The sequence below is a fragment of the Paenibacillus sp. FSL L8-0644 genome (assembly GCF_038008165.1).
Lineage (GTDB): Bacteria > Bacillota > Bacilli > Paenibacillales > Paenibacillaceae > Paenibacillus > Paenibacillus polymyxa_D.
The window spans coordinates 2,049,675-2,076,368 of sequence record NZ_JBBOYN010000001.1; the positions used below are offsets into that span (position 1 = coordinate 2,049,675).

Here is a 26,694-nt window from a genome sequence, read left to right on the forward strand (position 1 = left end):
GTGGGTTTGCTGTTTTTTTGCGTCCTATTCAGATTTAGAAGGTTAGAGGTGGGGACAGTATGGGCATCCTATGGAGAAGGTAAGGGTCATTTAGACGAAAGACAGGTGATAAGACTGTGAAAAAAATTCTTTTCATCAGAGCGATGGTTATACTGGTTGTGGTTGGGGCTTCATGGGGAGTTATTGCAAACACAACTTATGCAGCAACCCTGTCCATGAAAAATGCACCCTTAAAAGAGGGGAATGGTAGAGAAAAACTTGAAGCTAAGAAAGAGGTAGAGGCTGAAACACATGCGGTAGAGGTATTGAAAAAGCTAAAGCCTGGTCAACGGCTTCCTTCTATGATTTTAAAGGGGTTAAACGGCAAGACCTACGATGTAGGGGCCCCGCGCAATAAAGCTTTGGTTATTAGCTTTTGGGCTTCATGGTGCGATCCGTGCCGATTAGAAGCGCCTATGCTGAATGAGTTGTATAGTAAGTACAAAGATGATGTAGATGTGTATGGTATCAATGTAACTCGTTATGATCGATTGGAGGATGTACAGAAGTTTTCCCGCTCTTTGGATCTCCAGTTTCCCATTTTACTTGATGAGCAAGGAGCATTGTTTGAACGAGTTGGAGGGGTGGCTTTTCCAACTCATGTAATGGTTGATCCTCATGGACAGGTCAGCGAAATCATCATCGGCATGCTCAGTGAGCAGGAGTTGGAACGCAAAATAGAAACTCTTCAAAAAAAGAAGGTGTCTTTGGGAGCCGAGTAGACCGCCAAAGGCACCTTATAAGCTCATGCGAGCAACTGATTAATGATTAACTAATCCATGATGAGTAAGCTCTGACTGATCGTTTGTTGGAGTTGGTGCTTCCAACAATGCGTAACGGAAGCTGTCCAAGAGAGCTTCCCAGCTGGCTTCAATTACATTTTCGGATACGCCTACGTTACTCCAGACGTCCTCGTAATTTTTAGACTCAATGAGCACACGTACCTTGGCGGCGGTGGCATCCTTTTCGTCAAGCACACGTACCTTGTAGTCGGCCAAATGCATGTCCCGCAAAGCAGGGAAATATTGAGAAAGAGCCTTGCGGAGTGCGTTATCGAGCGCGTTGACAGGACCGTTGCCTTCAGCTGCAGTATAGACACTCGTCCCTGCGACATTCAGTTTCAAGAATGCCTCGGATACGACCGGGCGGCCGGCTGTTTTCTCTACCAGCACTTTGAAGGATTCAAAAGAGAACATTTCCTTCACTTCACCACCTGCTTCACGAATGAGCAGTTCCAGCGAAGCGTCCGCGCCTTCAAACTGGTATCCCTGATGCTCCAGTTCCTTGATGCGGCTAATTACGCCACGTGCCTCATCACTGGATGGGTCAAGGGTGATGCCCAGCTCTTGCGCTTTGGATACCACGTTGCTTTGCCCGGCCAGTTCGGAGACCAAGACCCGCTGCTTGTTCCCCACAAGTTCAGGAGCGATGTGCTCATAAGTTCGCGAGTCGCGCAGAATGGCTGACACATGAATGCCCCCCTTATGGGCAAAAGCTGCATTGCCAACATAAGGCTGGTTCACAGGCATATTGACGTTGGCGACTTCACTCACAAAGCGGGCTGTATTGTGGAGTTGACTTAACTTCTCGGTATCTAGACAGTCGTAACCCAGCTTGAGCTGCAAATTAGGAATGACGGAGCATAGGTTAGCGTTACCACACCGTTCACCGTAGCCGTTGATGGTACCCTGAACCTGCCTTGCGCCTGCTTGTACAGCACTTAAAGAGTTCGCTACAGCCAATTCGCAGTCATTGTGTGTATGAATACCCAACTGCGACCTCGTTATTTGGCTCTGCAGCATAGTGACAATTTCCTGAATCTCATGCGGTAGGGTACCGCCGTTTGTATCGCACATCACGAGCCAATCCGCGCCTGCTTCTTCTGCTTTTTTCATAACGGCCATTGCATACTCGGGATTGTTTTTATATCCGTCAAAAAAATGTTCAGCATCAAAAATAACCTCCATGCCCCCTTGCTTTAAAAAGGCGATGGAGTCGTAAATCATAGACAGATTTTCCTCCAGTGTCGTCTGTAGGGCTGTGTATACATGAAAATCCCAAGATTTACCGACAAGTGTAGCAGCCTGAGCGCCGGATTCCAGAATTCGTTGTAGATTGACATCCTGTGCTGCGATGCTATCTTTGCGGCGCGTGCTGCCGAAGGCGACAATCTTTGCCTGAAGGCCTAGCTCTTGTACCCGTTTGAAAAATTCGATATCCTTGCTGTTGCTTCCGGGAATCCCGCCTTCAATATAATGAACACCGAGATCATCGAGTTTTTTGGCGATTTTCAATTTGTCATCAGCAGACAAGCTAATTCCTTCTCCTTGAGTGCCGTCTCGCAGCGTTGTGTCAAAGATAGAAATAGCGGTGGACATGAGGGACTCCTCCTTTGCGGATTGCTCAGATTGGTGATGCTCTGCTTTTTTAAGCACATTAATTTAGTTGTTTAACGCTTAAAAACAGGAAAGCGTTAGTTTGTCGTGTTCGTATGTTAGTCGATTATATCAACTTATGACTTCAATTGTAATATATAATTATCATTTTTAGCCGCAAAACCTTTATTTTTTATGTAAAATAGAAATGGTACTTAAGGGTATCTCAAGTGTAAAATCAAAACACATATTCCCGCGATGACGGGTGAATTTACAGTTAAAAGAAGGGTTGAGCATGAAAGATGTCAGTGCTTATTATCCGGTTGGCGGGCGAGTTATTCTGCATGTGGATATGAACGCATTTTATTGTTCCGTTCATGCCGCGGAGGAGCCGGAGAAATATGAGGGACTACCTACCGCGGTGGCAGGCAGTAGTGAGTTGCGCAAAGGTGTAATTGTAACCTGCTCTTATGAAGCCCGACGATTGGGCATTTCAACAGGAATGGTCGTTCAGCAGGCTCGTCGGATCTGTCCACAGCTCATCGTAATACAGCCTGATTTTCACTTGTATCGTCGTTATTCCAAAGCGTTTATGAGCATTGCATATTCGTATACGCCTATGCTGGAAGCAACTTCAATTGATGAGTGTTATCTGGATATTTCTGGATCCAAACAGTTTGGAACACCTATGGAAATTGCTGAGGAAATCCAGCGCAGAGTAGAAGACGAACTAGGCCTGCCCTGTTCCATTGGAGTTGCTCCCAACAAGTTGCTGGCCAAAATGGCCTCCGATCTGAAAAAACCGCGCGGGATTTCTGTTCTACGTTTGCGTGATGTACCCAACATTTTGTGGAACCTACCTTGTGGTCAATTGTTTGGTGTGGGCCGCAAAACGGCAGATAAGCTTCTACAAATGAACATTCGCACCATTGGGCAACTGGCTAAGGCTGATGAACATATGCTGGTTGGGGTATTTGGTGTGACGGGTTCGTGGTTAAAATTGGCTGCTAACGGGATTAATCATTCTCCAGTCAGCACTGAGCGGGAGCCAAACAAGTCTATCGGCCACACGACCACCTTACCTATGGATGTGGTCAAACTGGAAGAAGCCCAACGGGTACTTCTTAACATTAGTGATCAGGTAGCCCGGCGGCTTCGACGACACGGTATGCTGGCAGGAGGTATACAATTGACGATTCGGACGCCGGATATGAAGACCTTTACGCGTTCTCAAGTCAGGAGCACTCCTACGGAAAGTGCAGAGGATATATATAAGGAAGCTTGTGCGTTATATCGTCGCCATTGGGGAGAAGATAAGCCTGTGCGCTTGCTGGGGATTACGCTACAGCAGCTTATTCCAAAGGAGGAAGCGGCCGTTCAAATGGATCTATTTGAATACCAGGATCAGCCCAAGAAAGAAAGCTTATTGAAGACGATGGATGCACTTCGCGACAAGTTTGGCGAAAATGCAATTTTGACCGCTGGGATGCTGGGAGATGATCCTTCGGTACTTCTTCGCAACTCCAAGTTGCGCGGAACTTCGCTGCAAAAAGACAATCTACCAACTCCGGAGTGAACTTTTGGATAGATTAGTGCAAGCAGAAGCTTACGTTATAAGCATTTTTTACATGAAGGATAAAGGAAAATAATTTGTAATAATATTGGGTTTGTATTAATATGTGAATAGAATGCAAAAGCTGGTTTGTTTGATTGTATAGGAGGAAGAGAAAAGTTATGGCTAAATACACTTGGGTAGAAAAAGATACATGCATTGCTTGCGGAGCCTGTGGCGCTACAGCACCAGACATTTATGATTATGATGATGAAGGTTTGGCTGAAGTGATCTTTGAAGGGGATGCAAACCAAGGCATCAAGGCGATCTCAGAAGATCTGTTTGATGATATGCAGGATGCTTGTGATGGTTGCCCTACGGATTCCATTAAAGTAGCAGACGAGCCGTTCAATAAAGAAGGTTAAGCGTAGGCTTCTTTGATAGGCACAGCACCGACAGCTCCCTTCGCCGTATAACGGTGAAAGTAAGCTGTCGGTGCTGTTTTTTTAGGTTATAGAATGGTTCAGCGGAGCTGAACCATTCTATAACCGCAAGAAAAACTTCTGCAAGCGCGGTCTGGCTTCTGTGAAAGTACGCCGATAGACGTTTTTCCTATGTGCTGTCCATCAAGTCTATTTTTGCCGATATACATAATAGGAAGTATGCAAGATTACACGATCAGGAGGATCCGATGAACCATTCGCCTCATCTTAAATCGTATGTGAAAAAACACCCTGATAATAAAATGGCCTGGTATTTACTCGGCAAAGAGTATGAGAGCAGCGGTCAGGAGGGCAAAGCAAATTATTGCTTTAATCGCGCAGGAGAAGTGTTCGAAGCCTTCGAGCATAAACAGATTCCGGCAGACGTATGGATGGAATATCAGGATAAACTGGTTCAGATGTCCAAGGAGAAGGAGCGAAGAACGGCTCGAACACGTCACCTGTTAACTGCGTTAATGGTACTACTGCTCATATGGGTTCCTTCAGCTAATTCACCGAGACCTTCAAATGAGAATACAATTGATCCATCCGGAACTGAGCAGGCAGCAATTGATAATATTGAAGTTACGAAAGTGGCCACTGCTGATCCGAAGGAGATGGCCCAGATCGGTGTGGTTGGTGGTGTGTTTACGGCTCAAGCTCGAAAAGGGAGTGAAGCTGGAACGGGGCTTACTGATATGTTGGCTAAGACTAGCCGACTGCCATCCAAGACTACGGTAATGGGCATGGAGCAAGGGGGCTCGTGGCTGCTCTGGAGAGAGGGCATGAAACCATTACTTAGTGTACAGAACAAAGGAAACGGCGGATTAGCTGTTCAGTCTTACGACGCAGCTGCGTGTGCTTGTAAGCCGTCAGACAGTGAAAATCTTCGCAAAGCAGGTCTAAAATGGGCTGCTGGACAGGAGGAATTAGCTGTGCTGAATAGCTCCATGCGTGCTTTTCGCTCACAGCATCAACGTCTTCCCCAGAGTCTTGATGAACTGACTCGAGACTTTCCCGCTAACACGATGTATGGTACGACAGACGGGATGAAGAAGGCTTTTACACCTATGCGTAATTTACTTGCTTCACCAGGAAAGGGAACAGGGAAGGCAGTAGATTTAGACGCTGACTCGTCGGCCGGAACCAGTCCATTACTGGCATCGTCATTGCACGGACGGCCTTTTTTGGGGCAACCGCTGCGAATTGTGGTGGACAAATCCAAGCATAGGCTTGCCCTGGTAAGTGGCAATGTACTTATTCGTAATTATCCTATCGGTTTGGGTGGAGAAAGAACACCAGAAGGGAAATTTGTGATTACCGATAAAGTAGTAAATCCGAACGGCAAATCCAACGGTGAGTTTGGCAGCCGTGGAATGCAACTGTCTGCAACGAATTATGCCATTCATGGCACGAACGAGCCGGACAGCATTGGCAAAAATGAGTCTTTGGGTTGCGTCCGAATGGGTAAAGAGGATGTGGAGGAATTGTTTGCACTCGTACCTTCGGGTACGGAGGTAGTCATTGGTAACGGGGGATTGCCTGATCAAGTGCTTGTGCCTGGTTCTCGATTTACAAGTGAGCCGCAGCATGACCAGACGAATCCCCGCAAAACCTATCACTGGCTAAATTAAAATTTTGATGCTATTGCTACTTGGTGTTTAACGATTTCCTGCTTGTGCTAAAACAATGACCAGAATAATTACAATGATGAGGAGAACAAAGCTGACGGCGGTCCATACAATCGCTTTCTTGTTCACCTCATCCTTTTTCTTTTGCAGACTGGGCGGCTTGCGCTTGGTCTTCATATCAGCAATCCCTCTTTTCTAACGAGCTAAGGTCTTGTCTTACTATGTCCATTGTAAATGGTTTGATTATACATTTTCAATGACATCTCCATGACAACTGAATTGTTCTGATGTTGGACCTCGCAAATTACTTTCTTTTTGGTATGGAAAAAGCTAAACTATTTTGTAGAGATGTTTTTTTAGGATTGTGCAAGGGCATAGAACGGAGTGGATGAATCGTGTTGTATCGAAGGATTGCGAAACCTGTTTTTTTTAAAATGAGTCCAGAGACGGCCCATCATGTAGTCATTGACGGTTTAAAACATGCGGGCTCACTTCCTGGTGGAGCAGCGACACTGCGAGGAATGTACGGAGTCAAGGAAACGGAGGATCTTGCCGTTGATCTGTTTGGCATTCATTTTCCCAACCCGATTGGACTGGCTGCAGGACTGGATAAAAATGCAGAAGCGGTTACTGGTTTTTCTTCCATCGGGTTTGGATTTATGGAAGTGGGAACGGTGACACCTGTGGGACAGCCCGGTAACGATCGGCCACGTTTGTTCCGACTGCCTCCCGATGAGGCATTAGTCAATCGGATGGGCTTTAACAATCTGGGTGCTGAGAGCATGGCCAAGCGTCTGGCTGCACTCAAACATCGACCTGTTCCGGTCGCAGTTAATATCGGCAAAAATAAAATCACGCCCAATGAGGATGCTCATAAGGACTATGAAAAGTGTATTTCCGCACTGTATCCGTATGCGGACTTCTTTGTAGTGAATATTAGCTCGCCGAATACGCCGGATTTACGAAAGCTCCAGCATGGTGATGAACTGAAGTCGTTATTGGAAGCGGTTCGGGCAGAGATGGGAGTCCAGGCGAAAAAGTATGGCAATGCCAAGTCTGTACTGGTTAAAATTGCGCCAGATGTATCGGATGAGGAATTGGAATATATGACAGATGCGATTGCTGCCAGTGGAGTAGACGGCATTATTGCGACCAATACAACGATATCCAGAGCTGGTTTAACGCACCGAAATGCGAGTGAAACAGGAGGGCTGAGTGGTAAGCCGCTGCGTGACCGTTCCACAGAGGTCATCGGACGGGTGTATCGCCAGACGGAAGGTAAGCTTCCTATTATCGGATCAGGCGGTATATTCACGAGCCGTGATGCCTATGACAAAATTAAAGCAGGCGCAAGTCTGATTGAAATTTATACAGCATTGATCTACGAAGGGCCGGAAGTAAATAGAGCTATACATGCTGGCCTGCGTGAGCTGCTTCGAAAGGACGGCTTTAGACACATTACCGAGGCTGTTGGTGCAGATCACAGATAAAAAAGTGTTGTCGGAAGAGACAGGAGGTACGGGGATGGACGGAAGAGACTGGGGAACATTTTTACTGCCATACGATCAGGCGGTGGAAGAGCTTAAGGTCAAGTTCAAAACAATGCGTGCGGAGCTGAAAAAGCGCGAGGAATACGCTCCTATCGAATTCGTAACCGGACGGGTTAAAAAAATATCAAGCATCCTCGATAAGGCGAAGAGATTACAGGTTCCTTCTGATCAGCTGGAGACGGGAATCGAGGATATTGCAGGTATTCGCATTATGTGTCAATTTGTAGAGGATATTCGGCGGGTGGCCGAATATATCAGAAGACGTAAGGATTTGACCGTACTGTATGAAAAGGACTATATCACCAATTATAAAGACAGTGGCTATCGCAGCTTTCATATGATTGTGGAGTATCCGGTTCAGACAGCAGTCGGGCTGAAAATCGTGCTGGCAGAAATTCAAATTCGTACTTTGGCTATGAATTTTTGGGCAACCATAGAGCATTCTCTTAGCTATAAGTATCGTGAAAGCTTGCCTGATAATATGCGTACACGGTTGAAAAAGGCAGCTGAGGCAGCCTTTGTATTGGATAATGAGATGTCTTCCATGCGTCTTGAAATATTGGAAGCGCAGAAAAAATTCGAGGATGAAGCCAATATCGTTTCCAAAGTGCTAACAGGCATGCATCGGCTGTATTTCTACCATAAGATCAGTGAAACGATTGATGCGCAGCGCAGATTCAATGAACTGTGGGAACGGCACGACATGGAAGGAATCAAGCTGCTTCACGATGAGGTCAAGGAGATGCTAGAAGCCTCTACCAAGGAAGAAGACAGGGATGAGTATTAAATGGCACACCTTTCCTACGAACCGCTGTACGTGACTTATTTGGTATACTTCAATCGGGATCGGGATTACTTTGAATGTCATGAGGTACTGGAAGAGCTGTGGCTTAAGCTGGACCGTGACCCTGTATATAAAGGTTTGCTGCAAGTTGCTGTAGGGCTGTATCATTTTCGGAATGGTAACTATCGTGGTGGACATATGATGCTGGATAGTGCGGTCCACCGGTTGGAGCATGCTCCTTCGCAGGCGCTGGGCATTAATATGGTGAAGCTGGTGGAAGAGGCGAGCATTTGCGCTCGTCAGCTTGCTGAAGCTGTTATGACCGGCACGGAAGAGCTTCAGCAAGAACCGCCGGTTTATCGGGATATGACGATTGAAATCGTCGAGCCCGGGTTGCGCCGGGCCGTGGAGAAGGCATCGTCGTCTATTCCGGTCAACATTCCGCAGCAAAGAGGTCCTCGGCGTGGGGAAAAGCATGAGCAGCGTCAGCAGGCGCTGGAAGCTTCTATTAGGCGAAGACAGGCCGCTGGCGGCTCAGGTTCTGTCTCAGCGGAAACGAAGGATGCACCTTGAGTTTGAAGCGCATGATAAGCAAGCAGCCCGATCCGTTTCATGAGGATCGGGCTGCTTTATCGTTTTCAGGTGTGTGAAGGTTTGCCTAGGAGGTTACGTTCTTTTTATATTTCTCAAAGAAGGCTTTGAAATCGTCGAGTGTGTATCCATTGTCCGAAGGATTTTCCTTCAACCCGCCTACCATACGTTCCTTTTCCACGCCTTTTTCGTAATAAATGAGCGTAGGGGTATACTCAATCTTATACTTGTCCCAGCCATCCTCATACTCACGCAGGTTAAATTCGTGCATCGTGATGTTCTCCTGCTTGCTCAAAGGCAAGAGCTTGGGAGTAGTGGCGCGGCAATGCACACAGTCGGAGGCGAAATGATAGACGAAAAAGTTTTCCTTTTTGTCAATTTTGCTCTGTAAATCTTCCGGCTTAATAATTTGCTGATAGTTCGGGTCATTCAGCAGCTCTTGAGTAGCAGGATTTAACGAGGCTGTGGAAACGCCATACAGCTTGTTTTTAGTGCCTGAATTTAAAGCGAGCAGCACACCAATCAAAATGACCAGCACAACAAAAAAGCCGATGACAGGTATAAGCTTTTTTTTGTTGGATTTTTGTGCGTTCAATGCAATCTCTCCTATCAAAATTCAAAATATGCAGCTATGAATCTTATTATTATACAACATTACATCTTGTAGTGAAAGTTTGTAAATCACACGGATATTGCGGGATAACAGGTTGAATATGGTACAATAAAATTTATTTTAAAAGGACAGGATGATTACGATTATGGGTGTACAGCTCCCCACAGCATTTGTAAAGCGCATGGAGCAATTGCTCGGCGAAGAATTTGAAGCATTTATGACTGCCTATGACCACACGCCCCATGCCGGGATTCGCGTCAATACATTAAAAATTCCGGTAGAGGACTTTAAGAAACGTTCTCCGTTCGAACTGCGGCCGATTCCGTGGTGTGCCACGGGTTTTTATATTCCGCACGGTACAAAGCCGGGATTACACCCTTACTACCATGCGGGGCTGTACTATGTACAGGAACCGAGTGCAATGTCTCCGGTTGAGCTGCTCAATGTAGCTCAGGACGAAGCTGTATTGGACTTATGTGCTGCACCGGGCGGGAAATCAACCCAAATAGCTGCTAAATTACAAGGAAGCGGCGTATTGGTGACAAATGATATTAGCGCGGACCGAACCAAAGCGTTGGCTAAAAATGTGGAATTGTACGGTGTGCGTAATGCCGTGGTACTGAATGAAAGCCCGGATCGAATCGCCGATGCCTTTCCACATTTTTTTGACAAGATACTAATTGATGCACCTTGCTCGGGAGAAGGTATGTTCCGCAAGGATGAGGACATGGCAAAACAATGGGAAACGCATTCGGTAGATAAATGTGTAGTCATGCAACGGGACATTTTGCGTGTAGCGGCCTCAATGCTGAGCGCAGGAGGGAGAATTGTCTATTCGACCTGCACCTTTGCGCCAGAAGAAAATGAAGGAATGATCGCAGAATTTCTGGAGGCTCACCCCGATTTTGACGTAGTCCCTGTTTCATCAGAAGCAGGCTTTGCACCAGGCCACCCGGAATGGATGAGTGAAGAGGTCGCGTCAGCATACCCCGAGCTGCGGGGAACAGCACGCCTTTGGCCGCATCTCGTAGAGGGAGAAGGCCATTTTATCGCTGTATTGCAGCATCAGGGGGGGCATGCCGCTGCGATAGAAGATCACACTGAATCGGAGGATTTGACTCCATTTGAGGACAAAGATGTTAGGGCATTGAACATAGATGCAGCGTATCCACGGAAGAAGCCGTTTTTGTCCGTCAGGGAAGCGCAGACGCCAAGCCGTCAAGGAAGACATGGAACTGGTGAGCCTAAACGAAGTGGAAGAGGAATGGACGGGAAATCCGGTAAAGGAAAGTCCGCGCGCGGCTTGGGTGGCATTAAGTCCCGATCTGGCAAAGAGAATGTAAAATCCGCTGTACGCTCCCCACAGGATGTGCTGGAATCCTATCACCAATTTGTGAAGGAGCAGCTGGAAGTGTCTTTTACAGGCTATACGGTGGTTTATGGAGATCGCATTTATCAGTCGCCACTGGCATCACATCGTTTGGACGGCCTTAAAGTGGTGCGACCAGGCTGGTTTATGGGTACTGACAAGAATGGTCGCTTTGTGCCTTCACACCCGCTGGCGGTGGCATTACGCTCTTCAGAGGCGGTTAGAAGCATCAATCTCTCCAGTTCAGATGCTGAGGCCATCCGGTATTTGAAAGGGGAGACCTTGTCCATCCCCGTTGAGAGAATGGCACTGCGGAACGAAGTCCAGCCCAAAGGCCATACTCTCGTGTGCATTGATGGTTATTCGGCTGGGTGGGGCAAATGGCAGGATGGCATGCTCAAAAATGAATACCCTACAGGCTGGAGGTGGACATCGGTATGAGTGGAAAAGGGAGACAAACGCAACGTTTGGATAAAGTTTTAACCCATATGGGATATGGCACCCGTAGTGATATCAAGCGACAGGTGAAGCAAGGGATAATCACGGTAAACGGGAAGACCACCAAGGATAGCGGCTTACAGGTTCATCCATACCAGGATCAGATTGAAGTGAACGGGGAACGTGTTATTTTTCGGGAGTATATTTATATCATGCTGCACAAGCCACCGGGTGTCATCTCTGCAACTGAAGATACAAGGGAGCGGACGGTACTGGATTTACTGAGTGCGGAGGAACGACATTTTGAGCCTTTTCCAGTAGGACGTTTAGATAAAGATACAGAAGGACTATTGTTATTGACCAACGACGGTAAGCTAGCGCACGAACTACTTTCTCCACGGCGGCATGTCCCTAAAACGTATGAAGCTACCGTGTCGGGTCATGTCACGGAGGAGGATATTCATCAATTTACAGCAGGAGTGGAACTGGATGATGGGTATGTTACCCTTCCCGCGCAGTTGACCATTCTTCGCCACGAACATCCGTACCAGGCAGATGATGAAGAAGTCATTTCCTATATTTCGCTTGTCATCCATGAGGGTAAATTTCATCAAGTGAAGCGTATGTTCGAGGCGGTTGGTAAAAAGGTGACCTATTTGAAAAGAACGGCCATGGGACCATTGAAGCTGGATGAACAGCTTCCACTGGGCAGCTATCGAGAGCTGACTAGTGAAGAACTGGCATGGATCGGCCGGGATATAGCATCTACAACGTCAGAAGTTTGATGGGCAGATTAAATTTAAATGACGCACAGGCTCTTATAAGATTCCTGTGCGTCATTTTAGGGTATAGACAACCAGACAGAGAATTATTCAAACTCAACTTTTAACAACGAATCGCAGTTTACAATTTATTGTGCGCGTGCTGCCCGACTTTTTTTCACTTCGGCTGCTTTATAAGCTGTAACCTTGTTTTTACCTGTAGTTTTGGATATGTACATCGCTTGATCGGCCTGTTTGACCAGTTCATCCGGGTTCATTTCCTTCTTCACTGTACTGTGTCCGACACTGATTGTGACAATGCTTTCCTCCGCGACCCGCTCGCGGATACGTTCTGCGACATGTCCAACCTTGGCACGTCGATCCACAACCATTGCGACCAGTTCCTCGCCACCGTATCGTCCGGTCAGTCCGATTTCATCCAGTTCATCCTCCATAATCTGTGCCACCTGTTTGAGTACTTCATCCGCACGAGCATGGCCCTGCGTATCATTCAACTTTTTGAAATTGTCAATATCGCAAAAAATGACCGACACGCGGATTCCTTGATCCATATATCGCCGTAGTCGTCCTGAAAAATATTTACGGTTATATAGCCCGGTCAGACCATCGGTGATGGAAGAACGGTAAATCCTTTGGAGCAGCTCCACAATCCGTTCAAACAGGATGAGGAATAACGTAGTGTAGTACAGCAATGGTAAAAATGACATATATAGGACTGTGTTTGACCTGCCAGCTTCTTCAGGGATGTCATTTCCCAGCCACAAATAGCCGAGCCAGAGCAAATACATGAATAAGCCCGCTACATACTTCTTTGGCTGTCCGATTCGTGGGGTGATAAACACAAGGCTCAGTATAAGCACCAGTACTCGATAAAATAGAGTGAACCCAACCAGTTTCGCTGCGCTGATCCAAGCGGGCAACAAACCTGCTGTCCAGGCAGTAACCGGCAATATCAATAACGCACCCAGCAGTAGCAAGGTCCATGTCTGCACACGTTTCAGCTTCCGGTATAGTTGAAATACGGCGGCATTGATGAGTACGAAGGCAGACGCCTCCAGTACATTTTTCCACACGATTCCTTGGAGTTGCATCTTGCCTCCGCCTGCTGAATAGAGATTCATGGCTTCATATGTCATAATAATAATAGCGGCAACTGAAAAAAGGATATAGGCTTTTTTTCGTTGTCTGCTATATATGATCACGCACATCAGTGCCATCATGAGTATAATATACAAACCGCAGGCTGCACTTACGGCCTCGGCCAGAGATGGGGGACCCAAGGTTCCCGATAAGGACAACAACGTCAACATCACCGACTCCATTTGCAAAAATAGTCAATCTATTGAACGGTTGATATCGTTCCGATACAATAGACAGGATTTATCCCATTTAAAATGTTATAATTTTCTTTTGTGACTAACATTTATTCTCAATATATCATCTTTCAGAAAATCCGGAAACCTATACATACATCTGTGGTCCGGGCAGTTTAATGCTTGAAAGGGGAAGCACGTCATGAAATTGCTACAGGCTCTCTTTTTCCCACCCGAGCAACCGGGAGGTGTTTCATCCATGATTCCATATCTGCAAGAGCGATTTACATCCCCCCGTTGGGAAATGGAGCTATTTTCAATCCCTAAACGGATTCGTAACAAGGGTAGGGACGAAGTAATTTTTGATACCTTTGACTGGACGAGATATGAACAATATCCAATCGTTCAAAAATATATTCAGACGTACCGTGACTATTTGTGGTGGACCCGGCTTCGTATTCAGAAGCCCTATGACCTCATTCATGCTCATCATCCGATTGCCGGAATCGCCATGAAAACTGTTTTTCCTGACATTCCGCTTGTACAGACGATTCACTCTTCCTATGAGAAGGAGTTAATCCTAAACGGGAAAATAGAGGAGAACGGGCCTGAACACCAATTCTTGGTATCACTGTACGGGGAAATGGAGCAGAAGGCGGATCGCCTGATAGCGGTATCTCATTCTTTTCAGCATTATTTAACTCCTTACGTTCAGAATCCGCAAGACATTGCAGTCATTCCGAATGGATATGATGAGAAGCGCTTCAAGCCCATTCCACACGAAAATGAAGTGACACAGCTCATAACCGTTTGCCGCCTTGTTCCGGCGAAAGGATTGGATATTTTATTGCGGGCCTGTGCTGAACTTAAAAAAAGAAATATGGAATTTGTGCTTCATATTATTGGAGATGGCCCGGTTCGCCCTGAGCTGGAAGAGATGGCGCGAGAGCTTGATATATACCATGAGACGATTTTTTATGGATATACCCTTCATCCAGAAGAGTTTATGCCTTTCTTTGATGTATTTGTTTTGCCTTCTCGAGCGGAGGCCTTTGGTTCGGTATTTGCGGAAGCAGCGTTGAGTTGTCTGGCATTGGTAGGCACAGAAGTGGGAGGAATACCGGAACAGATTGAGGATGGGGTCAATGGTCTGCTCGTGCCACCCGACCATCCGAAGGCACTAGCAGACGCATTAGAAAAGGTCATCGCTGATCCTGCCTATCGTTATGAGTTGGCTAGATCTGCCTGCGATAAGGCTAAATCAAGCTATTCTTTGAGTCGAGCGGTTAACGAGTTGAAGAAAATGTATTTGAAATTTCCACACTAACCATGACGAGTATCACCTGATTTGGGATCAGAATGCCGAAGGCTGGAGTGAGGACGTGAGGAACGGAAAGGTCTCCCGCGTCCTGCCATGATCAGTTTACTAACCCACATCAGACTGAGCATCCCGAAAATAGGATAAAGAACAGATAACAGTGAGCTAAAGCCGAACTGACTGATTAAAAAACAGGTGAGCATAATGAATAGTGTGATGAGCTTGGGCGAAATTTGGACATGTTGACGAATTTGCAGACTGACTCCGTAAATGTCGGCCACAAAGGTACTGAAGATTTCCATGAAAATGAGTAGAATGTATATGATTTCGACGAAGGCACCCAGACGATAAGCAATGCTTCCCATAGGGATTTCAAATTGCTGAATACCCGGCATATGTGCTGACATGGCAAAGTGTGCAGCCATCAGCATAAACCCGACACCAACTCCGCCCAAAACTCCGCCCCAGCGGATGGTTCTTCGGGAAAAGGTTTGGCTGCCAAGTGGTACAAGCACGGCTTGGGCCATAGTTAGGTTGAAGGACGTGTACAGCAGTGGAGAGAGCAAGGTTCGAAATGTACTGTGATCTGTCGTATTCGTAATAAAACTCTGAGGATTGGGCATGGAGAGCGTGCTGTGAACGAGCAGAAGAGACATGATGATCATCAGAGGGACAACCACGGTGTTCATGTGTAAGATTGCTTTAATGCCTTTACTTAGCAGCAAATAAGTACCAATCAGTGTAATAAGCAGTCCGGTTTGGTAATGCAGGTGAAGGTGCTCTACAAAAACAGAGCCGGCTCCTGCCAACATGACGCTGTTTACGCCAATCAGCACGATGAGCGTGAACCAGCTAATCCATTTCCCGGCATTGGCGCCAAAAAGATGTTTGTTCAGGTCCTCGTAAGATTTGGCTGAAATATCATGAGCGATCAGCATCATTTTCGTACCCAACCATACAAATATGATTGTGGACAGCATAATAGTGAGAGTAGCCCAACGACCGTACTGCGTAAAAAATTGCAGAATTTCTTGTCCGGTAGCAAATCCGGCACCGACGATTGTGCCGATGTATGTAAAAGCAATCTGAAAAACATGAATATTACGTTTCATCCCCAGTCCCTCCTTGCCTGCTTGAATAACGCTGCAGCGAGCATATAATACAAACTATGTTCAACTGAAATAGGACATGACTGGATGAGACTGAAAATAATTAAAGTGAATTTAATGAATAGCTTGACGGGAGCGTAATTTATGGGTCAAATCCTTGCATGGATACTAGAATACGGATATTTGGCAATGTTCGGCTTACTTGCACTTGGAGTAGCGGGTATGCCGATACCCGACGAAGTGCTAATGATCGCCTTCGGCGGACTCGTGTCTCAAGGGCACTACAACTTCATTGCTGCACTGGCAGTCACATTTTTCGGTAGTATGACGGGTATGATGCTTAGCTACACACTAGGGCGTCTGCTGGGAAAACCACTTTTGCATCGATACGGAAAATGGGTGAGGCTTACGCCTTCTAGGATTGCCTCTTCTGAAAATTGGTTTGGGCGCTATGGTACCTGGGGAATCCTGTTCGGATATTTTGTCCCCGGCTTGAGACATGTATCCTCATATCTGGCAGGTACAACCCGTCTAAGCGTTTTTCGCTATATCTGTTATGCATCAGCAGGAGCTTTGCTGTGGTGCGGTACATTTTTGGGGATTGGACATGCGGTGGGCATGCATTGGGAGCAGGTGGCGAAGCTAATGGAGAAGGTGACGCATCGGGTAGGGCTGGTCGTTATTCTTTTAATTGTTGTGGGAGGAATCACCGTATGGTTCTGGAATAAGCGTAAAAAAAATGTCACATGACCGCATGGAAAGCAGCTATAGCTTGAAAGCGGCGGGTGAAGTATGGTACTTTTACCGCATAGGAATGCCGTGGGAGGTCATGTAATGGAAGTATTAAAGGAACGAATTATAAATGAAGGCGTGATTGCATCAGATCAGGTACTGAAGCTGGATGGTTTGCTTAATCACCAAGTTGATCCGGAATTGACAATGGCAATGGGACGAGAGTTCGCAGCACGTTTCCGAGAAGAGAAGATTACCAGAGTAGTGACCGTGGAGTCCTCAGGCATTGCCATCGGGTTTGCGACAGCTTTGGAATTGGGTGTCCCGTTGGTATTCGCTCGTCGTAAAAAGACCCTACTAGCTGATCCAGACGCGCTGTGTGAACGCGTACCTTCGTTTACTAAAGGTATTGTTACGGATATTATGCTGTCTCGTCAATTTATTCACGAAGATGATCGTGTTCTTTTCATTGATGATATTATCGCTAATGGTGATGCGGCGCGAGGCATGGTTAAAATCATTCAACGCTCCGGAGCTGAGTTGGTTGGATTCGGTGTCGCGGTGGAAAAAAGCTTTCAGGCCGGAGCGAGAACCATCCGTGAGCAGGGTATTCGTGTAGAGTCATTGGTCAAAATTTCGTCGTTAGCGGACGGTAAGATTGAGTTTGCTGAATAGTAACAATTCAAAACTCCTGTTCCTTATTTCTAATAATAACCTTTGCATGAGCTTCAATTTCGCTTATAATATAGTTAAGGTTTTGGAGAGGAGGCAGCAACATGGGGAAAGAACAATTGACCGAACAGTTTTTTCTGGAAAAACTGGCAGCGGCTAAAGTACACTTTGAGCGTGCCTTGGATTGTAAGCATACGGAATTTGACGATTTGTATCCCTATATGATTGAACATCCTCAGTTTTTTTGGTATAAACGCTATGTGGCCTGGTCTGAGTTGTTGACGTTGGTTAACCTATGCGAAGAATTGTCCTTCTCTTGGAAAGAAGAATTTACTGCTCACCAAGTGGAGTATGTAGATCAGCGAGTGTTGTCTGCACAAGTGCTGGACTTCTGGTACGAGAAGAACGATACAAAAGAACATGATCACAGTGTAAATCAGTCGGGATAATTTGTCGTTCTGTTGGCAATCCATATAAGTAGTAAGTGAGAAGAGACCTAAATGATTCATTTAGGTCTCTTTTTAAACTTTTTCATGCATAGAATCATGGTCGCTGTGTTATTAAAAAAAGTGTATAAGGAGGGGACAAGGATGATTATGGACGAAGAATTGGATGCTTATCGACTCTCCGGTGAAAAGGTGCGTGTCGTACGCGATGGATTGGAGACCAACGATGTTGTTGGCATTGTACTGGCATGGGATGATGAACAGGTGCTTATTCGGCGCCAGAATCGACGTGTGGTCAAATTGGATCGCAGCTATACATATCAGCCGTTCAGCGAGCCACGTCACAATCCGATAGATCTGGATTAGGAATGGGTTCCAAATGGGTGTTGGATAAAAATAACTGGGTGATTCATTAGGCATACAGAAACTCTAAATCGGACACAGTAATGAAGGAAAATCCAACAGAGAGGACGTGCTGTGTCAATGACGGTTATGGACGAAAAAGTACATGCATATAAGGATCAAATCAGCCATTTGGAAGATCAGTTGCCCGAGGTAGTTCATGCATATCATCGCTTTACCGGAGAGTGCTTTGAAGCCGGAAGCTTAGATGAGAAAACCAAGCAACTGATTGCACTAGGCATTGGCTTATTTGCCAACAATGAAGTATGCACGTTTTATCACGTAGACGAGGCGCGGTCCAAAGGAGCTAGTGATCAGGAAATTATGGAGACCATTGCTGTAGCCGCAGCGGTAGGTGGAGGACATGCTCTAAGTCAAGGGGTTACGCGTGTACAGAAGGCGTTGCAATAAAGCGAATCATTAATAGATATGCTTATGCTTCATCTTAGTGGTTATAGATCGATTTGGAGATATGATGGATATGGAAAGGAGCTTCCGAGCACAGTTGGTGTCTGCGGAAGCTTTTTTTTTGCGTGTTTATTGTGCGGGAATTATGCTCTTCTGCTTGCGGCAACAGCAGCAGGGCGAGACGTTTTACGCTTATAAGCCAAAGAGGATGTAACCAAACTTCGATCAACGATGCGTAGGGGGTTGGAAGTTGAATTGTTTGGTAATTCGGGGCGATGTTTCTCTAGTAAAGGAAGGGCAGCTGTATGGGGCATAGAGGTTGAGAGCCCCAGATATGCTCGCATCCGCTCATACATTTCTTTGCGGAATGCTGGCATTGCCATACTGAACTGCTCTTTATTGCCTTTACTTATATAGGTGGCGTGAACGCCGGAGTGGTTTTGTTGTATGTCCAGAACATGAATGTGATATTTATTAAATTCATGTTTTACTTCAGACAGTAGGATTCCGGTACGATCTACACCTGCGTTAACCATTTCGACATAAAGATCAGGGGTTTTCAGCATACCGCTTTCTTCAAGAATTAGGCTGTCCCGCTCAAATACTTTTTGAATAAAGGTAAGGAGCAGATAACTTTTCACAAGAGACCATTCATGCTGAGTAGTATCTAAAGAGGTCATTACCATTCACCGCCTTAGGAAAATGTGATGATAATTCATAAACGATTGAAGAAAAGGAACATTCATTCCCTAGAACCTATGTTCTTATTTTAGTTTATTATTCCTTTTTTATCAAGAGGAAATTAACGAACATAAAAGGTTTGACATCTTGATATATGCATGGTATGATCTATCTTGTCGCTAAGAAAGATTGATCTTTCGAGGATAAACGATAATTTATATGCGGTCGTGGCGGAATTGGCAGACGCGCACGGTTCAGGTCCGTGTGGGCTAACCCCCCGTGGAGGTTCGAGTCCTCTCGACCGCATCCATTAGAAAAGGTCTATAGAATTGCTCTCGTAGCAGTTTTAGAGACCTTTTTCTTATATTTCTGGGGATTTGCTCATAGTTTAAGCTGAACACGTTTCTTGTCTTCACGCAAACTATGGATTTCCAGATATGATAGAAAATTTTATGATGAAGTTATTGAAAGGTTGGATGTAAGATGGAGAAAGCAACTTTTGCAGGTGGGTGCTTCTGGTGTATGGTGACTCCGTTTGAAGAGCAGCCGGGCATTCATGGCATTGTGTCAGGATACACTGGAGGAACGATTCCCAATCCCACCTATGAGCAGGTTAAAACAGGAACTACAGGTCACTACGAGGTGGTGCAGATTACGTTTGAGCCTGAGCTGTTTCCTTATGAAAAGCTGCTCGAATTATATTGGCCACAAACAGACCCTACCGACGGGGAAGGTCAATTTCAGGACCGGGGCACACAGTATAAACCCGCAATTTTTTATCATACAGAGCAGCAACGTGAGCTAGCGCAACAGTCCAAGGAGCAGTTGGCACAAAGTGGACGCTTTGATAAGCCAATTGCAACGGAGATCCTTCCGGCTTCGATTTTTTATCCAGCAGAGGATTATCATCAGGATTACCACAAGAAAAACGTGAAGCACTATAAGGAAGATCGGGCTCAATCGGGCCGTGATGAATTTATTGATAAGAACTGGTAAGCGGCTTTAACATACGTTTTTACGCACGATAAGGCAGATTAGGGAGTATTCCATGGTCTGCCTTATACATATTTAGACGAGGTTACTCACACAATGAAGGGACAGAGAAGGAGGCTGACCCGCAATGAGTACACGACGGAAGCTGCACATGAGAAATATAATAAAAAAGGCTTTAAAGGCATCTCGCGGTCGGAAAGAGCCAGCTTATGTACCTGTATTCCATTCAAGCTCCAAAATGCGAAGAACCGTAGTACTCTGTATTTCGGTATGCATGTTATTCATGGTCTGTAGTACTGGTGTTGCAGAAGCAATAGACAAACAGGACGAGTCGCAAAGGATGGTTGCTGTCATTATTGACGATCTGGGAAACAATATGAAAGGGACTGAGCGAATTTTAAATTTACCCGTTAAGATTACCGTTGCTGTGATGCCTTTCCTGCCTACAACCAAACAGGACGCTATGGAAGCGCACAAGCGTGGTCATGACGTCATTGTTCATCTTCCAATGGAGCCAAGACAGGGAAAGCCCGAATGGCTCGGACCCGGAGCAATTAAGGCTAATATGACGGATGATGAAGTACGCGCTAAGGTGACAGCAGCAATTAAGGATGTTCCTTATGCGATAGGGATGAACAACCACATGGGTTCCAAGATTACTTCAGATAAGCGTATTATGTCCATAGTTCTTGATGTTTGTAAGGAGCATGGACTATTTTTTGTCGATAGCCGTACTAATTATTGGTCAGTGGTGCCTGAGCTTGCCGCTAAAAAGGGAATGCCTCCGGTACGCAATAATGTTTTTCTGGATGATGTTCATACCCTCGCCCATGTGAATCGGCAACTTACAAAAGTGGTTGAATGGCTGGATGAGCACAACACCTGCGTAACAATTGGGCATGTCGGCGTGTCGGGCATGTACACGTCCTCCGCTCTTCATTCGTCGGTTCCCAAGCTAAAGGAGCAGGCCAAATTTGTGGGTATTAGCGATTTGGTGCGAGCTGTATGGGGATGGACGGGAGACCCAGCCACCAACACTACCAGGCCGTCAGATGCGCAATAATGCCTTCGGCAATAGCTCCTGCAATGCTTTTTTGACCACGATCCTCGGAAAGCATAGCTCTGTCCTGTTCGTTACTTATAAATCCGGTTTCCACAATGACAGCAGGGTGCTGGATTTTATTCAAAAGATAAAAGGGTTTTCCGTACACTGTTTTTCTATTCATGCAAAATAAGCGGTTTAATGAATGCTGAATTCGTTCAGCTAACAGATAGCTGCTGCCTTCATCCTGATACAGCACAATGGGTCCCCGTTTTTCGGCACGTTTGGTCCAATTGACATGCAGGCTTACAACCAAAGCGGTGGGCAGTTGTTCTGTTAGGCTTTTACGTTGGGCGAGGTCTTTAAGATGCCGGGATTTGGACTGTAGCCAACGGTTGTCGTCACTCAGTGCGTAATCCTTGTCCCGATTCAGAACAGCAGGATATCCCTGGGATCGTAAAATCAAGTACAGCTTTTGAGCAATGGCGAGATTGATGTCTTTTTCCAAAATTCCTTTGTGACTTGTTCCACCATCCACACCACCATGGCCTACATCAATCAGGACAACGGGCTTGGCAAAAGCGTGATAGGACGAATGTACGTTGGGCGGAACATCTGTATACTTGTTCGGTTCGTTACTTTTATCGTCGGGCTGAGCAGCTATATAGGTAAATGGGGCAAATACAGCACTGCAAAGGATGCATAGACTCAATCCCAGCCTTGTCAGCCCTATCTTGTTTAACTTTTTATTCCGCACGTTCTATTCCTCCAGTGGACGAATTAATTATTTACTGATTGAAGATAGTATGTTCCATTTAAGGGAAACCATGCATAGTTATTCCCACAGGGGTTAGACCTTTTGGAAAATGAGCAAGCTAGTTGTATCTGCACCTAACGTGTAAATCCGATATTTCCAAGCAACGTAAATGGAAAGGATGGGCGCAGATTGAAGGAGGTCATGGAGGATGGCGAAGAGTGACGAACTGGTGACGTATATTACGCAGCGGATTGTTCGCTATATGGAAACGCCGCGTGATGTTCGGCGCAGTCAAAAACAAGCCAGAGAGCCGTGGGGGAGCAAATGGTTTGGCATGTTGCCTCTCGCTCTGAAAATGTGGATGAAATCCACACGCAGAGGGCGAAGGGAGCGACATTAAACTCGCCAAAGAGACCACAAGAGGCATAGGGTATGCCATTTTGAGGTCTCTTTTTATGTTGTAGAGATCATTCCGAATCATTATCATGTTTCTTTATAACTAGGAGTCCAAACGATAGAATTCGCCAGCTGATAATAACTTTTTTAATGGTACAAATCGGGAAAGTCCATGATGGTAGGTTAACGCATATAAATTGGATTGGGACGGATGATCTGGGGATATCCAGGACTGATACCCACTAATAGATAAGGGACCCCCAAAGGCAAAATTGATACCTGTGGCAGAAAATATAATACGCGGCGAAATACTCAGTGTATCCATAAATTGGCCTGTGTTACGGACGAAAAGCTTTTGTTTGGGTTGAAGCCACCCCAGGTCGTCATAGGGATCGAAAGGAGCAGACAAGACCGTAACCGCCTGCGCCTGTGTTTTCAAAAAGGGTACAGATGAAGAGAATGCGTTGTTTTGGAGCTTATGTTTCCAACTCCCATCTGCCACTTCTACAGGTAACGGATCGCCAGTTAGAGCATCAATACATATTTGGCTGCCTGTAGAGGAACGCACCAGCCAGTAGGCTAGTAGCGGTTCCTCATACATAGGTGTGATTTGCAGCTTGTCGATAGATGAAAGATCGGTTTCTGTGAGCGACACCAGAGATTGGCGAAGTACATCCATACTATAAGGTCCACCTGGACCATTCCCATATTCGTTGAGTTGATATGCGCCATTTGAGTCTGATCCGATAATCAGGTAGCCGATGTATTCTCCTGCGCGGTTTACTTGAACGAGCCAACTATGGGTTCCAGGTCCGAGCGGATGATAGCTAAGCTCTGCATCTTTCCACGAGGCAAAAGGGGGCTGCGACGATAGGGATTGTACTGTGTTGTTTGCAGCCTGTTTTACGTCTGCGGGCACGCCTTGCTCCTCAGTAGGAAAACTTGCAGAAACGTCACCCGGGGAAGGAGTAGCAGGACTCGCGGATTCCAATGGAGGAACCCGCGAGCTATCGTTGTAAAGAGACTCCGAGTTTAAATTGTTGTCTTGAGCGACTGAGGGAGCCGCATGAATGGAAGTGAGCGGACAGACTGCGGACAGGCCGATCAGAACAGCTGCGATCATACCTATGCTATAGTGCCCGGAATGACTCTTCTTCAATGGTATCCACCTTTCTGTCGGCTTGATTGCCCGACGGAGGCATTCTTTTTTATCCAGCATACAGCCTGTCCCATAAAAAGACTGCTGCACCTTGTCGGCGTAAATGTCATATCCAGGTTCGCTTTTTGCTGTCGATACATAGGGGACATGTTTAACCAAACTTGTGGTTACAGCAGCGGAAACTGATGTAGGCTGAAGCAAGATGTTACAAGCTGACGATATCTCTGCAACTTTCCTGCGAAGGAGCGAGAGATATCGGTTACCGCAGATGAAATATCCCGCAGTTAATGGCGGATACGAGTACCTTTGGCTCATATTGCCATACCATTTCTTTACGGCGGGCTTGATGCTGCTCGGATATGGCTTCTTTTTTTTCCTCTTCCTCTTTCTGCTCCTTGATTAGATCTTCGTAGTAGTGGTCAATGACCTCCAATTCCTCGCGCAATCGTTCCTTCGCCTGCTCAGCCCAACCATAGTCTTGCTGACGGAGTTGTTCAGTGAGGTAGCTTTCAAGCGAGGTGGAAGCTTCCGGGACAGATAGCTTGGCAGGCTGTACATGCATATTGCCCGCCAGCAGCGGGCTGAGCTGCCGAGTTTCGAGCATGGCGCCAAAATCGGTTACAATGGTGCCGCTTTTGAGCGAAATACCTAGCCAATGAAGTTCCTCACGCTTCAAATCGCAAGCGAATTCAATTTTATAGCAGATGCTGAGCCAAGCTTCATAGACTACGGGAGAGCGGGCAGACAATTGACGGGCATCAGGCTGCTCAAACAAATAAACATATTTTCCTCCATCCCGTGCGGCTTCAAAAATTTGGTGCAGCCGACGGCTCCCATATCGAAGCTCCTCCTGCAAAATACGTCCAGGTCCCAATTGTGGTAACGTCGGTACATGACCGAAGAAACGCCCCATGACCTGATCTTGTGCTGCGTTGCCTGATGCTGGAGTTGGGGGTGTATGGTCTGCTAAACGTTCCTGTTCTGTGCGATAGGCTTCCCCATCAAAGATGAAGGTGAAGGACATTGTCTGCGCTGGAACGCCAGTACGCTCTACGTATCCCCAATAGTAGGGCCGGTTTGTTAAGGCTTTATCCGCTTCTGGAGAAAGCTTGACGGTTACATGGTGGGGTGACCTCTCAATGACACTGCATCCGGTAGCTTCCAGATAGGTGTGGACAAAACGCTGGACTTGCTGTGCATCCATGGTCAAACTAGCGACCTCCCTTCACACTGCGTCGAGCTTTACCCGGAGGAACCGTATTGCCTGCTAAGCCTAATAAGTTCTCGGTGTTTGGCTGGTCTGTGCGCAGTTGTTCCATTTCCTGTTTGATGGAATCCAGCGAGTGGCCCAGCTTTTGCATTTTTTTGCGAATTTCATCATCGCTACTGGATTCAAGCATGATTTTATACAAACTTTTTTCAATGGATTCTTTCTTCTCAAACTTCTCCAGAATAACGTCCAATCCGCCAATGACCATCTCAAACATATTTATTTTTTCATGCAGCAGATGTAGGATATGCTCCTCAATCGTTCCGGTTGTGGACAAGTTGAAAATATTAACATCATGCGTCTGTCCAAGTCGATGCACCCGTCCGATCCGCTGCTCCACGCGCATGGGGTTCCACGGTAAATCGAAGTTAATCATATGGTGACAAAATTGCAGGTTAATGCCTTCACCACCCGCTTCGGTGGCAATCATGACCTGAATGCGCCCACGGAACAGATCCATCATCCAATCCTTGCGTCCACGGTTCATACCGCCTCGGTAAGGAACAGCAGATAGGCCACGGTCACGGAAATAGTTCAGCAAATACTCCTGTGTGGCTCTGTATTCTGTAAAAATGATCACCTTTTCGTTCATCTGACGGATAAGCTCGAGCGCCTTTTCTGCTTTGGAATTGGCCTTGATCGCTTTAATGTGTGCAACCAAATCCCAGACACGATCGCGTAGGGGAGAGTCTGGAGCCATTTTTTTAGACAAATTGACCAGCGTCACGAACACAGCGTCCCGGCTGCTGCACACTTCCCGTTGAAGGGTAACGAGAGACAGCATGCTACTTAAATTTCCGCCATTCGCCTGGTATTGCTCTTTGACAAAAGAGGTTACCCCATCGTACAGCGCTTGCTCTTCCGGCGAAAGTTCCAAGTGAATATTGGAAACATTTCGTTTGGTGAATTGAACTGGGCCTTCTCCGCGACGATTGCGGATCATGACTTTAGACAGTTCATCCTTGAGCTGATCTTCATTTTTGGGCAGACGTTTATCTACAACAAAGTTGGCTGAAAAATCGCCATGTCTTCCCAATTGACCGGGCTTGAGCAGTGTAATCAGGTTAAACAGCTCAGACAGATCGTTTTGTACAGGTGTCGCTGTCAGGAGCAAACAATATTTTTTACGCAGCTTCATAATGAACTGGTAGTTGGATGTCTTTTTATTTTTCAGCTTATGGGCCTCGTCTATAATGAGCAGGTCATAATCGGTATCTAGCAGGATGTTACTATGGGGCTCTCGCTTGGCGGTATCCATAGAGGCCACGACAACCTCGGAAGACCAAGAATACGCTTTTTTCTGGGCGACAGCGGGAATACCGAATTTGCTGTTCAGCTCACGCACCCATTGTAGGACCAGGGATGCGGGTACAAGAATAAGCACTTTGGAAGCCAGCCCGCGAACCAGATATTCCTTTAGGATCATTCCAGCTTCGATCGTTTTGCCCAGGCCGACTTCATCGGCAAGAATGGCACGTCCGGACATTTGAAACAGTACCTTCCGAGCGGTATCCAGCTGATGGGGTAGTGGAGTGAGGTCTTGCAAATGCTGTAGACATTGAAGCTCATCGAAGTTCGGCACCAGTTTGACTTTTTCTGCCTCAATGGCCAGCTGATACAGATTCCAATCTCCCCAAGGGCCGCCTTTGCGTAGGCGTTGGTCCAGCTCATCCTGCCAGCTTCGATCAAATTGCACCGGAACAGGCAGTGGCGCTTGATTGTGTATGTGCGGGGAACTTGTCGATTTGGCTTTCATGATGATTCCCTCCCTCCTGGTAGTAGCACAGTTG

General features: G+C 46.4%; 28 protein-coding genes and 1 tRNA gene. 19 read left to right on the forward strand and 10 right to left on the reverse strand.

All coding sequences use genetic code 11. The features are described from left to right. Positions 1-116: 116 nt before the first annotated feature. Positions 117-761, forward strand: coding sequence for a TlpA family protein disulfide reductase (locus NSS94_RS09385; protein ID WP_029516717.1), 645 nt, complete (start codon positions 117-119; stop codon positions 759-761). Between the two features lie 39 nt (positions 762-800). Here NSS94_RS09385 and cimA read toward each other — a convergent pair whose 3' ends face one another. After that, entirely contained in the window at positions 801-2,417 is a 1,617-nt protein-coding gene (gene cimA / locus NSS94_RS09390; RefSeq protein WP_341039198.1) for a citramalate synthase, read from the reverse strand. A 292-nt stretch (positions 2,418-2,709) separates the two neighbouring features. Here cimA and NSS94_RS09395 point away from each other — a divergent pair, with 292 nt between their 5' ends. The 3 genes from NSS94_RS09395 to NSS94_RS09405 all read left to right on the forward strand — a co-directional run bounded on the left by NSS94_RS09395 (position 2,710) and on the right by NSS94_RS09405 (position 6,082). Continuing rightward, entirely contained in the window at positions 2,710-3,990 is a 1,281-nt protein-coding gene (locus NSS94_RS09395; RefSeq protein WP_029516719.1) for a DNA polymerase IV, read from the forward strand. 158 nt (positions 3,991-4,148) lie between these two features. Then, positions 4,149-4,391, forward strand: a complete 243-nt coding sequence (locus tag NSS94_RS09400) for a ferredoxin (RefSeq protein WP_013309730.1) — start codon at positions 4,149-4,151, stop codon at positions 4,389-4,391. Between the two features lie 266 nt (positions 4,392-4,657). Beyond that, positions 4,658-6,082, forward strand: coding sequence for a L,D-transpeptidase (locus tag NSS94_RS09405; protein WP_341039199.1), 1,425 nt, complete (start codon positions 4,658-4,660; stop codon positions 6,080-6,082). A gap of 27 nt (positions 6,083-6,109) precedes the next feature. Here NSS94_RS09405 and NSS94_RS09410 read toward each other — a convergent pair whose 3' ends face one another. Further along, positions 6,110-6,256: a hypothetical protein gene (locus NSS94_RS09410; protein WP_023988033.1), complete on the reverse strand. Its 147-nt coding sequence runs from the start codon at positions 6,254-6,256 to the stop codon at positions 6,110-6,112. Between the two features lie 218 nt (positions 6,257-6,474). Between NSS94_RS09410 and NSS94_RS09415 the strand changes: the two genes are divergently transcribed. Genes NSS94_RS09415 through NSS94_RS09425 form a run of 3 tightly spaced genes read left to right on the forward strand, consistent with a single transcriptional unit; the run spans position 6,475 to position 8,986 of the window. Then, positions 6,475-7,569, forward strand: a complete 1,095-nt coding sequence (locus tag NSS94_RS09415; protein WP_029516721.1) for a quinone-dependent dihydroorotate dehydrogenase — start codon at positions 6,475-6,477, stop codon at positions 7,567-7,569. A gap of 34 nt (positions 7,570-7,603) precedes the next feature. Then, on the forward strand, positions 7,604-8,416 hold the full coding sequence (locus tag NSS94_RS09420; RefSeq protein WP_023988035.1) for a GTP pyrophosphokinase: 813 nt from the start codon (positions 7,604-7,606) through the stop codon (positions 8,414-8,416). Then, entirely contained in the window at positions 8,417-8,986 is a 570-nt protein-coding gene (locus tag NSS94_RS09425) for a DUF309 domain-containing protein (protein ID WP_341039200.1), read from the forward strand. It abuts the gene before it with no gap. Between the two features lie 85 nt (positions 8,987-9,071). Here NSS94_RS09425 and NSS94_RS09430 read toward each other — a convergent pair whose 3' ends face one another. Continuing rightward, positions 9,072-9,599, reverse strand: coding sequence for a thioredoxin family protein (locus NSS94_RS09430; protein WP_039270024.1), 528 nt, complete (start codon positions 9,597-9,599; stop codon positions 9,072-9,074). A gap of 163 nt (positions 9,600-9,762) precedes the next feature. Here NSS94_RS09430 and NSS94_RS09435 point away from each other — a divergent pair, with 163 nt between their 5' ends. Both NSS94_RS09435 and NSS94_RS09440 read left to right on the forward strand, forming a co-directional pair. Next, positions 9,763-11,427 (forward strand): RsmB/NOP family class I SAM-dependent RNA methyltransferase, encoded by a 1,665-nt coding sequence (locus NSS94_RS09435; protein WP_341039201.1) that lies wholly within the window; start codon positions 9,763-9,765, stop codon positions 11,425-11,427. After that, complete coding sequence (locus NSS94_RS09440) at positions 11,424-12,209, forward strand: pseudouridine synthase (protein WP_341039202.1); 786 nt, start codon at positions 11,424-11,426, stop codon at positions 12,207-12,209. Before NSS94_RS09435 ends, NSS94_RS09440 begins: the two co-directional genes overlap by 4 nt. 125 nt (positions 12,210-12,334) lie before the next feature. Here NSS94_RS09440 and NSS94_RS09445 read toward each other — a convergent pair whose 3' ends face one another. Beyond that, positions 12,335-13,516 carry a GGDEF domain-containing protein gene (locus NSS94_RS09445; protein ID WP_341039203.1) on the reverse strand — a complete coding sequence of 394 codons (1,182 nt, stop codon included), beginning with the start codon at positions 13,514-13,516 and terminating at the stop codon, positions 12,335-12,337. Between the two features lie 205 nt (positions 13,517-13,721). Here NSS94_RS09445 and NSS94_RS09450 point away from each other — a divergent pair, with 205 nt between their 5' ends. Further along, complete coding sequence (locus NSS94_RS09450) at positions 13,722-14,846, forward strand: glycosyltransferase family 4 protein (protein ID WP_029516727.1); 1,125 nt, start codon at positions 13,722-13,724, stop codon at positions 14,844-14,846. On the opposite strand, the gene NSS94_RS09455 is transcribed toward NSS94_RS09450, so the two are convergent. Beyond that, positions 14,843-15,949, reverse strand: coding sequence for a YkvI family membrane protein (locus NSS94_RS09455; RefSeq protein WP_165147779.1), 1,107 nt, complete (start codon positions 15,947-15,949; stop codon positions 14,843-14,845). The two genes, NSS94_RS09450 and NSS94_RS09455, sit on opposite strands and share 4 nt — an antisense overlap. 141 nt (positions 15,950-16,090) lie before the next feature. Between NSS94_RS09455 and NSS94_RS09460 the strand changes: the two genes are divergently transcribed. From NSS94_RS09460 to NSS94_RS09480, 5 genes are all read left to right on the forward strand, one after another. After that, a complete protein-coding gene (locus NSS94_RS09460; RefSeq protein ID WP_341039204.1) occupies positions 16,091-16,696 on the forward strand; it encodes a DedA family protein in 606 nt (201 codons plus the stop codon). A gap of 84 nt (positions 16,697-16,780) precedes the next feature. Further along, positions 16,781-17,353 (forward strand): xanthine phosphoribosyltransferase, encoded by a 573-nt coding sequence (locus NSS94_RS09465; RefSeq protein ID WP_039270032.1) that lies wholly within the window; start codon positions 16,781-16,783, stop codon positions 17,351-17,353. Positions 17,354-17,454: 101 nt separating this feature from the next. Then, the gene (locus NSS94_RS09470) at positions 17,455-17,799 is read left to right on the forward strand and encodes a hypothetical protein (RefSeq protein WP_007429850.1); all 345 of its coding nucleotides are present in this window, start codon (positions 17,455-17,457) and stop codon (positions 17,797-17,799) included. Between the two features lie 141 nt (positions 17,800-17,940). After that, positions 17,941-18,162 (forward strand): hypothetical protein, encoded by a 222-nt coding sequence (locus NSS94_RS09475; RefSeq protein WP_029516731.1) that lies wholly within the window; start codon positions 17,941-17,943, stop codon positions 18,160-18,162. A 117-nt stretch (positions 18,163-18,279) separates the two neighbouring features. After that, a complete protein-coding gene (locus NSS94_RS09480) occupies positions 18,280-18,609 on the forward strand; it encodes a carboxymuconolactone decarboxylase family protein (RefSeq protein ID WP_341040403.1) in 330 nt (109 codons plus the stop codon). Between the two features lie 140 nt (positions 18,610-18,749). Here the strand turns inward: NSS94_RS09480 and NSS94_RS09485 are convergent, their stop codons facing one another. Further along, positions 18,750-19,286: a hypothetical protein gene (locus NSS94_RS09485; RefSeq protein ID WP_029516732.1), complete on the reverse strand. Its 537-nt coding sequence runs from the start codon at positions 19,284-19,286 to the stop codon at positions 18,750-18,752. Positions 19,287-19,508: 222 nt separating this feature from the next. Here NSS94_RS09485 and NSS94_RS09490 point away from each other — a divergent pair. From NSS94_RS09490 to NSS94_RS09500, 3 genes are all read left to right on the forward strand, one after another. Further along, positions 19,509-19,593, forward strand: a tRNA-Leu gene (locus NSS94_RS09490). Positions 19,594-19,770: 177 nt separating this feature from the next. Further along, positions 19,771-20,283, forward strand: coding sequence for a peptide-methionine (S)-S-oxide reductase MsrA (msrA, locus tag NSS94_RS09495; protein WP_039270036.1), 513 nt, complete (start codon positions 19,771-19,773; stop codon positions 20,281-20,283). A 124-nt stretch (positions 20,284-20,407) separates the two neighbouring features. Continuing rightward, positions 20,408-21,343, forward strand: coding sequence for a divergent polysaccharide deacetylase family protein (locus tag NSS94_RS09500; RefSeq protein WP_340885017.1), 936 nt, complete (start codon positions 20,408-20,410; stop codon positions 21,341-21,343). Here NSS94_RS09500 and NSS94_RS09505 read toward each other — a convergent pair. Then, positions 21,318-22,079 carry an N-acetylmuramoyl-L-alanine amidase gene (locus NSS94_RS09505; protein WP_069011345.1) on the reverse strand — a complete coding sequence of 254 codons (762 nt, stop codon included), beginning with the start codon at positions 22,077-22,079 and terminating at the stop codon, positions 21,318-21,320. The two genes, NSS94_RS09500 and NSS94_RS09505, sit on opposite strands and share 26 nt — an antisense overlap. A gap of 208 nt (positions 22,080-22,287) precedes the next feature. Between NSS94_RS09505 and NSS94_RS09510 the strand changes: the two genes are divergently transcribed. After that, positions 22,288-22,479, forward strand: a complete 192-nt coding sequence (locus tag NSS94_RS09510; protein ID WP_029516735.1) for a YqzE family protein — start codon at positions 22,288-22,290, stop codon at positions 22,477-22,479. Between the two features lie 99 nt (positions 22,480-22,578). Here NSS94_RS09510 and NSS94_RS09515 read toward each other — a convergent pair whose 3' ends face one another. Genes NSS94_RS09515 through NSS94_RS09525 form a run of 3 tightly spaced genes read right to left on the reverse strand, consistent with a single transcriptional unit; the run spans position 22,579 to position 26,660 of the window. Further along, the gene (locus tag NSS94_RS09515; protein ID WP_341039205.1) at positions 22,579-23,835 is read right to left on the reverse strand and encodes a hypothetical protein; all 1,257 of its coding nucleotides are present in this window, start codon (positions 23,833-23,835) and stop codon (positions 22,579-22,581) included. A gap of 58 nt (positions 23,836-23,893) precedes the next feature. Then, positions 23,894-24,844 (reverse strand): YqhG family protein, encoded by a 951-nt coding sequence (locus NSS94_RS09520; protein WP_341039206.1) that lies wholly within the window; start codon positions 24,842-24,844, stop codon positions 23,894-23,896. A gap of 1 nt (position 24,845) precedes the next feature. Then, positions 24,846-26,660, reverse strand: a complete 1,815-nt coding sequence (locus NSS94_RS09525; RefSeq protein WP_069011346.1) for a DEAD/DEAH box helicase — start codon at positions 26,658-26,660, stop codon at positions 24,846-24,848. Positions 26,661-26,694 lie beyond the last annotated feature (34 nt).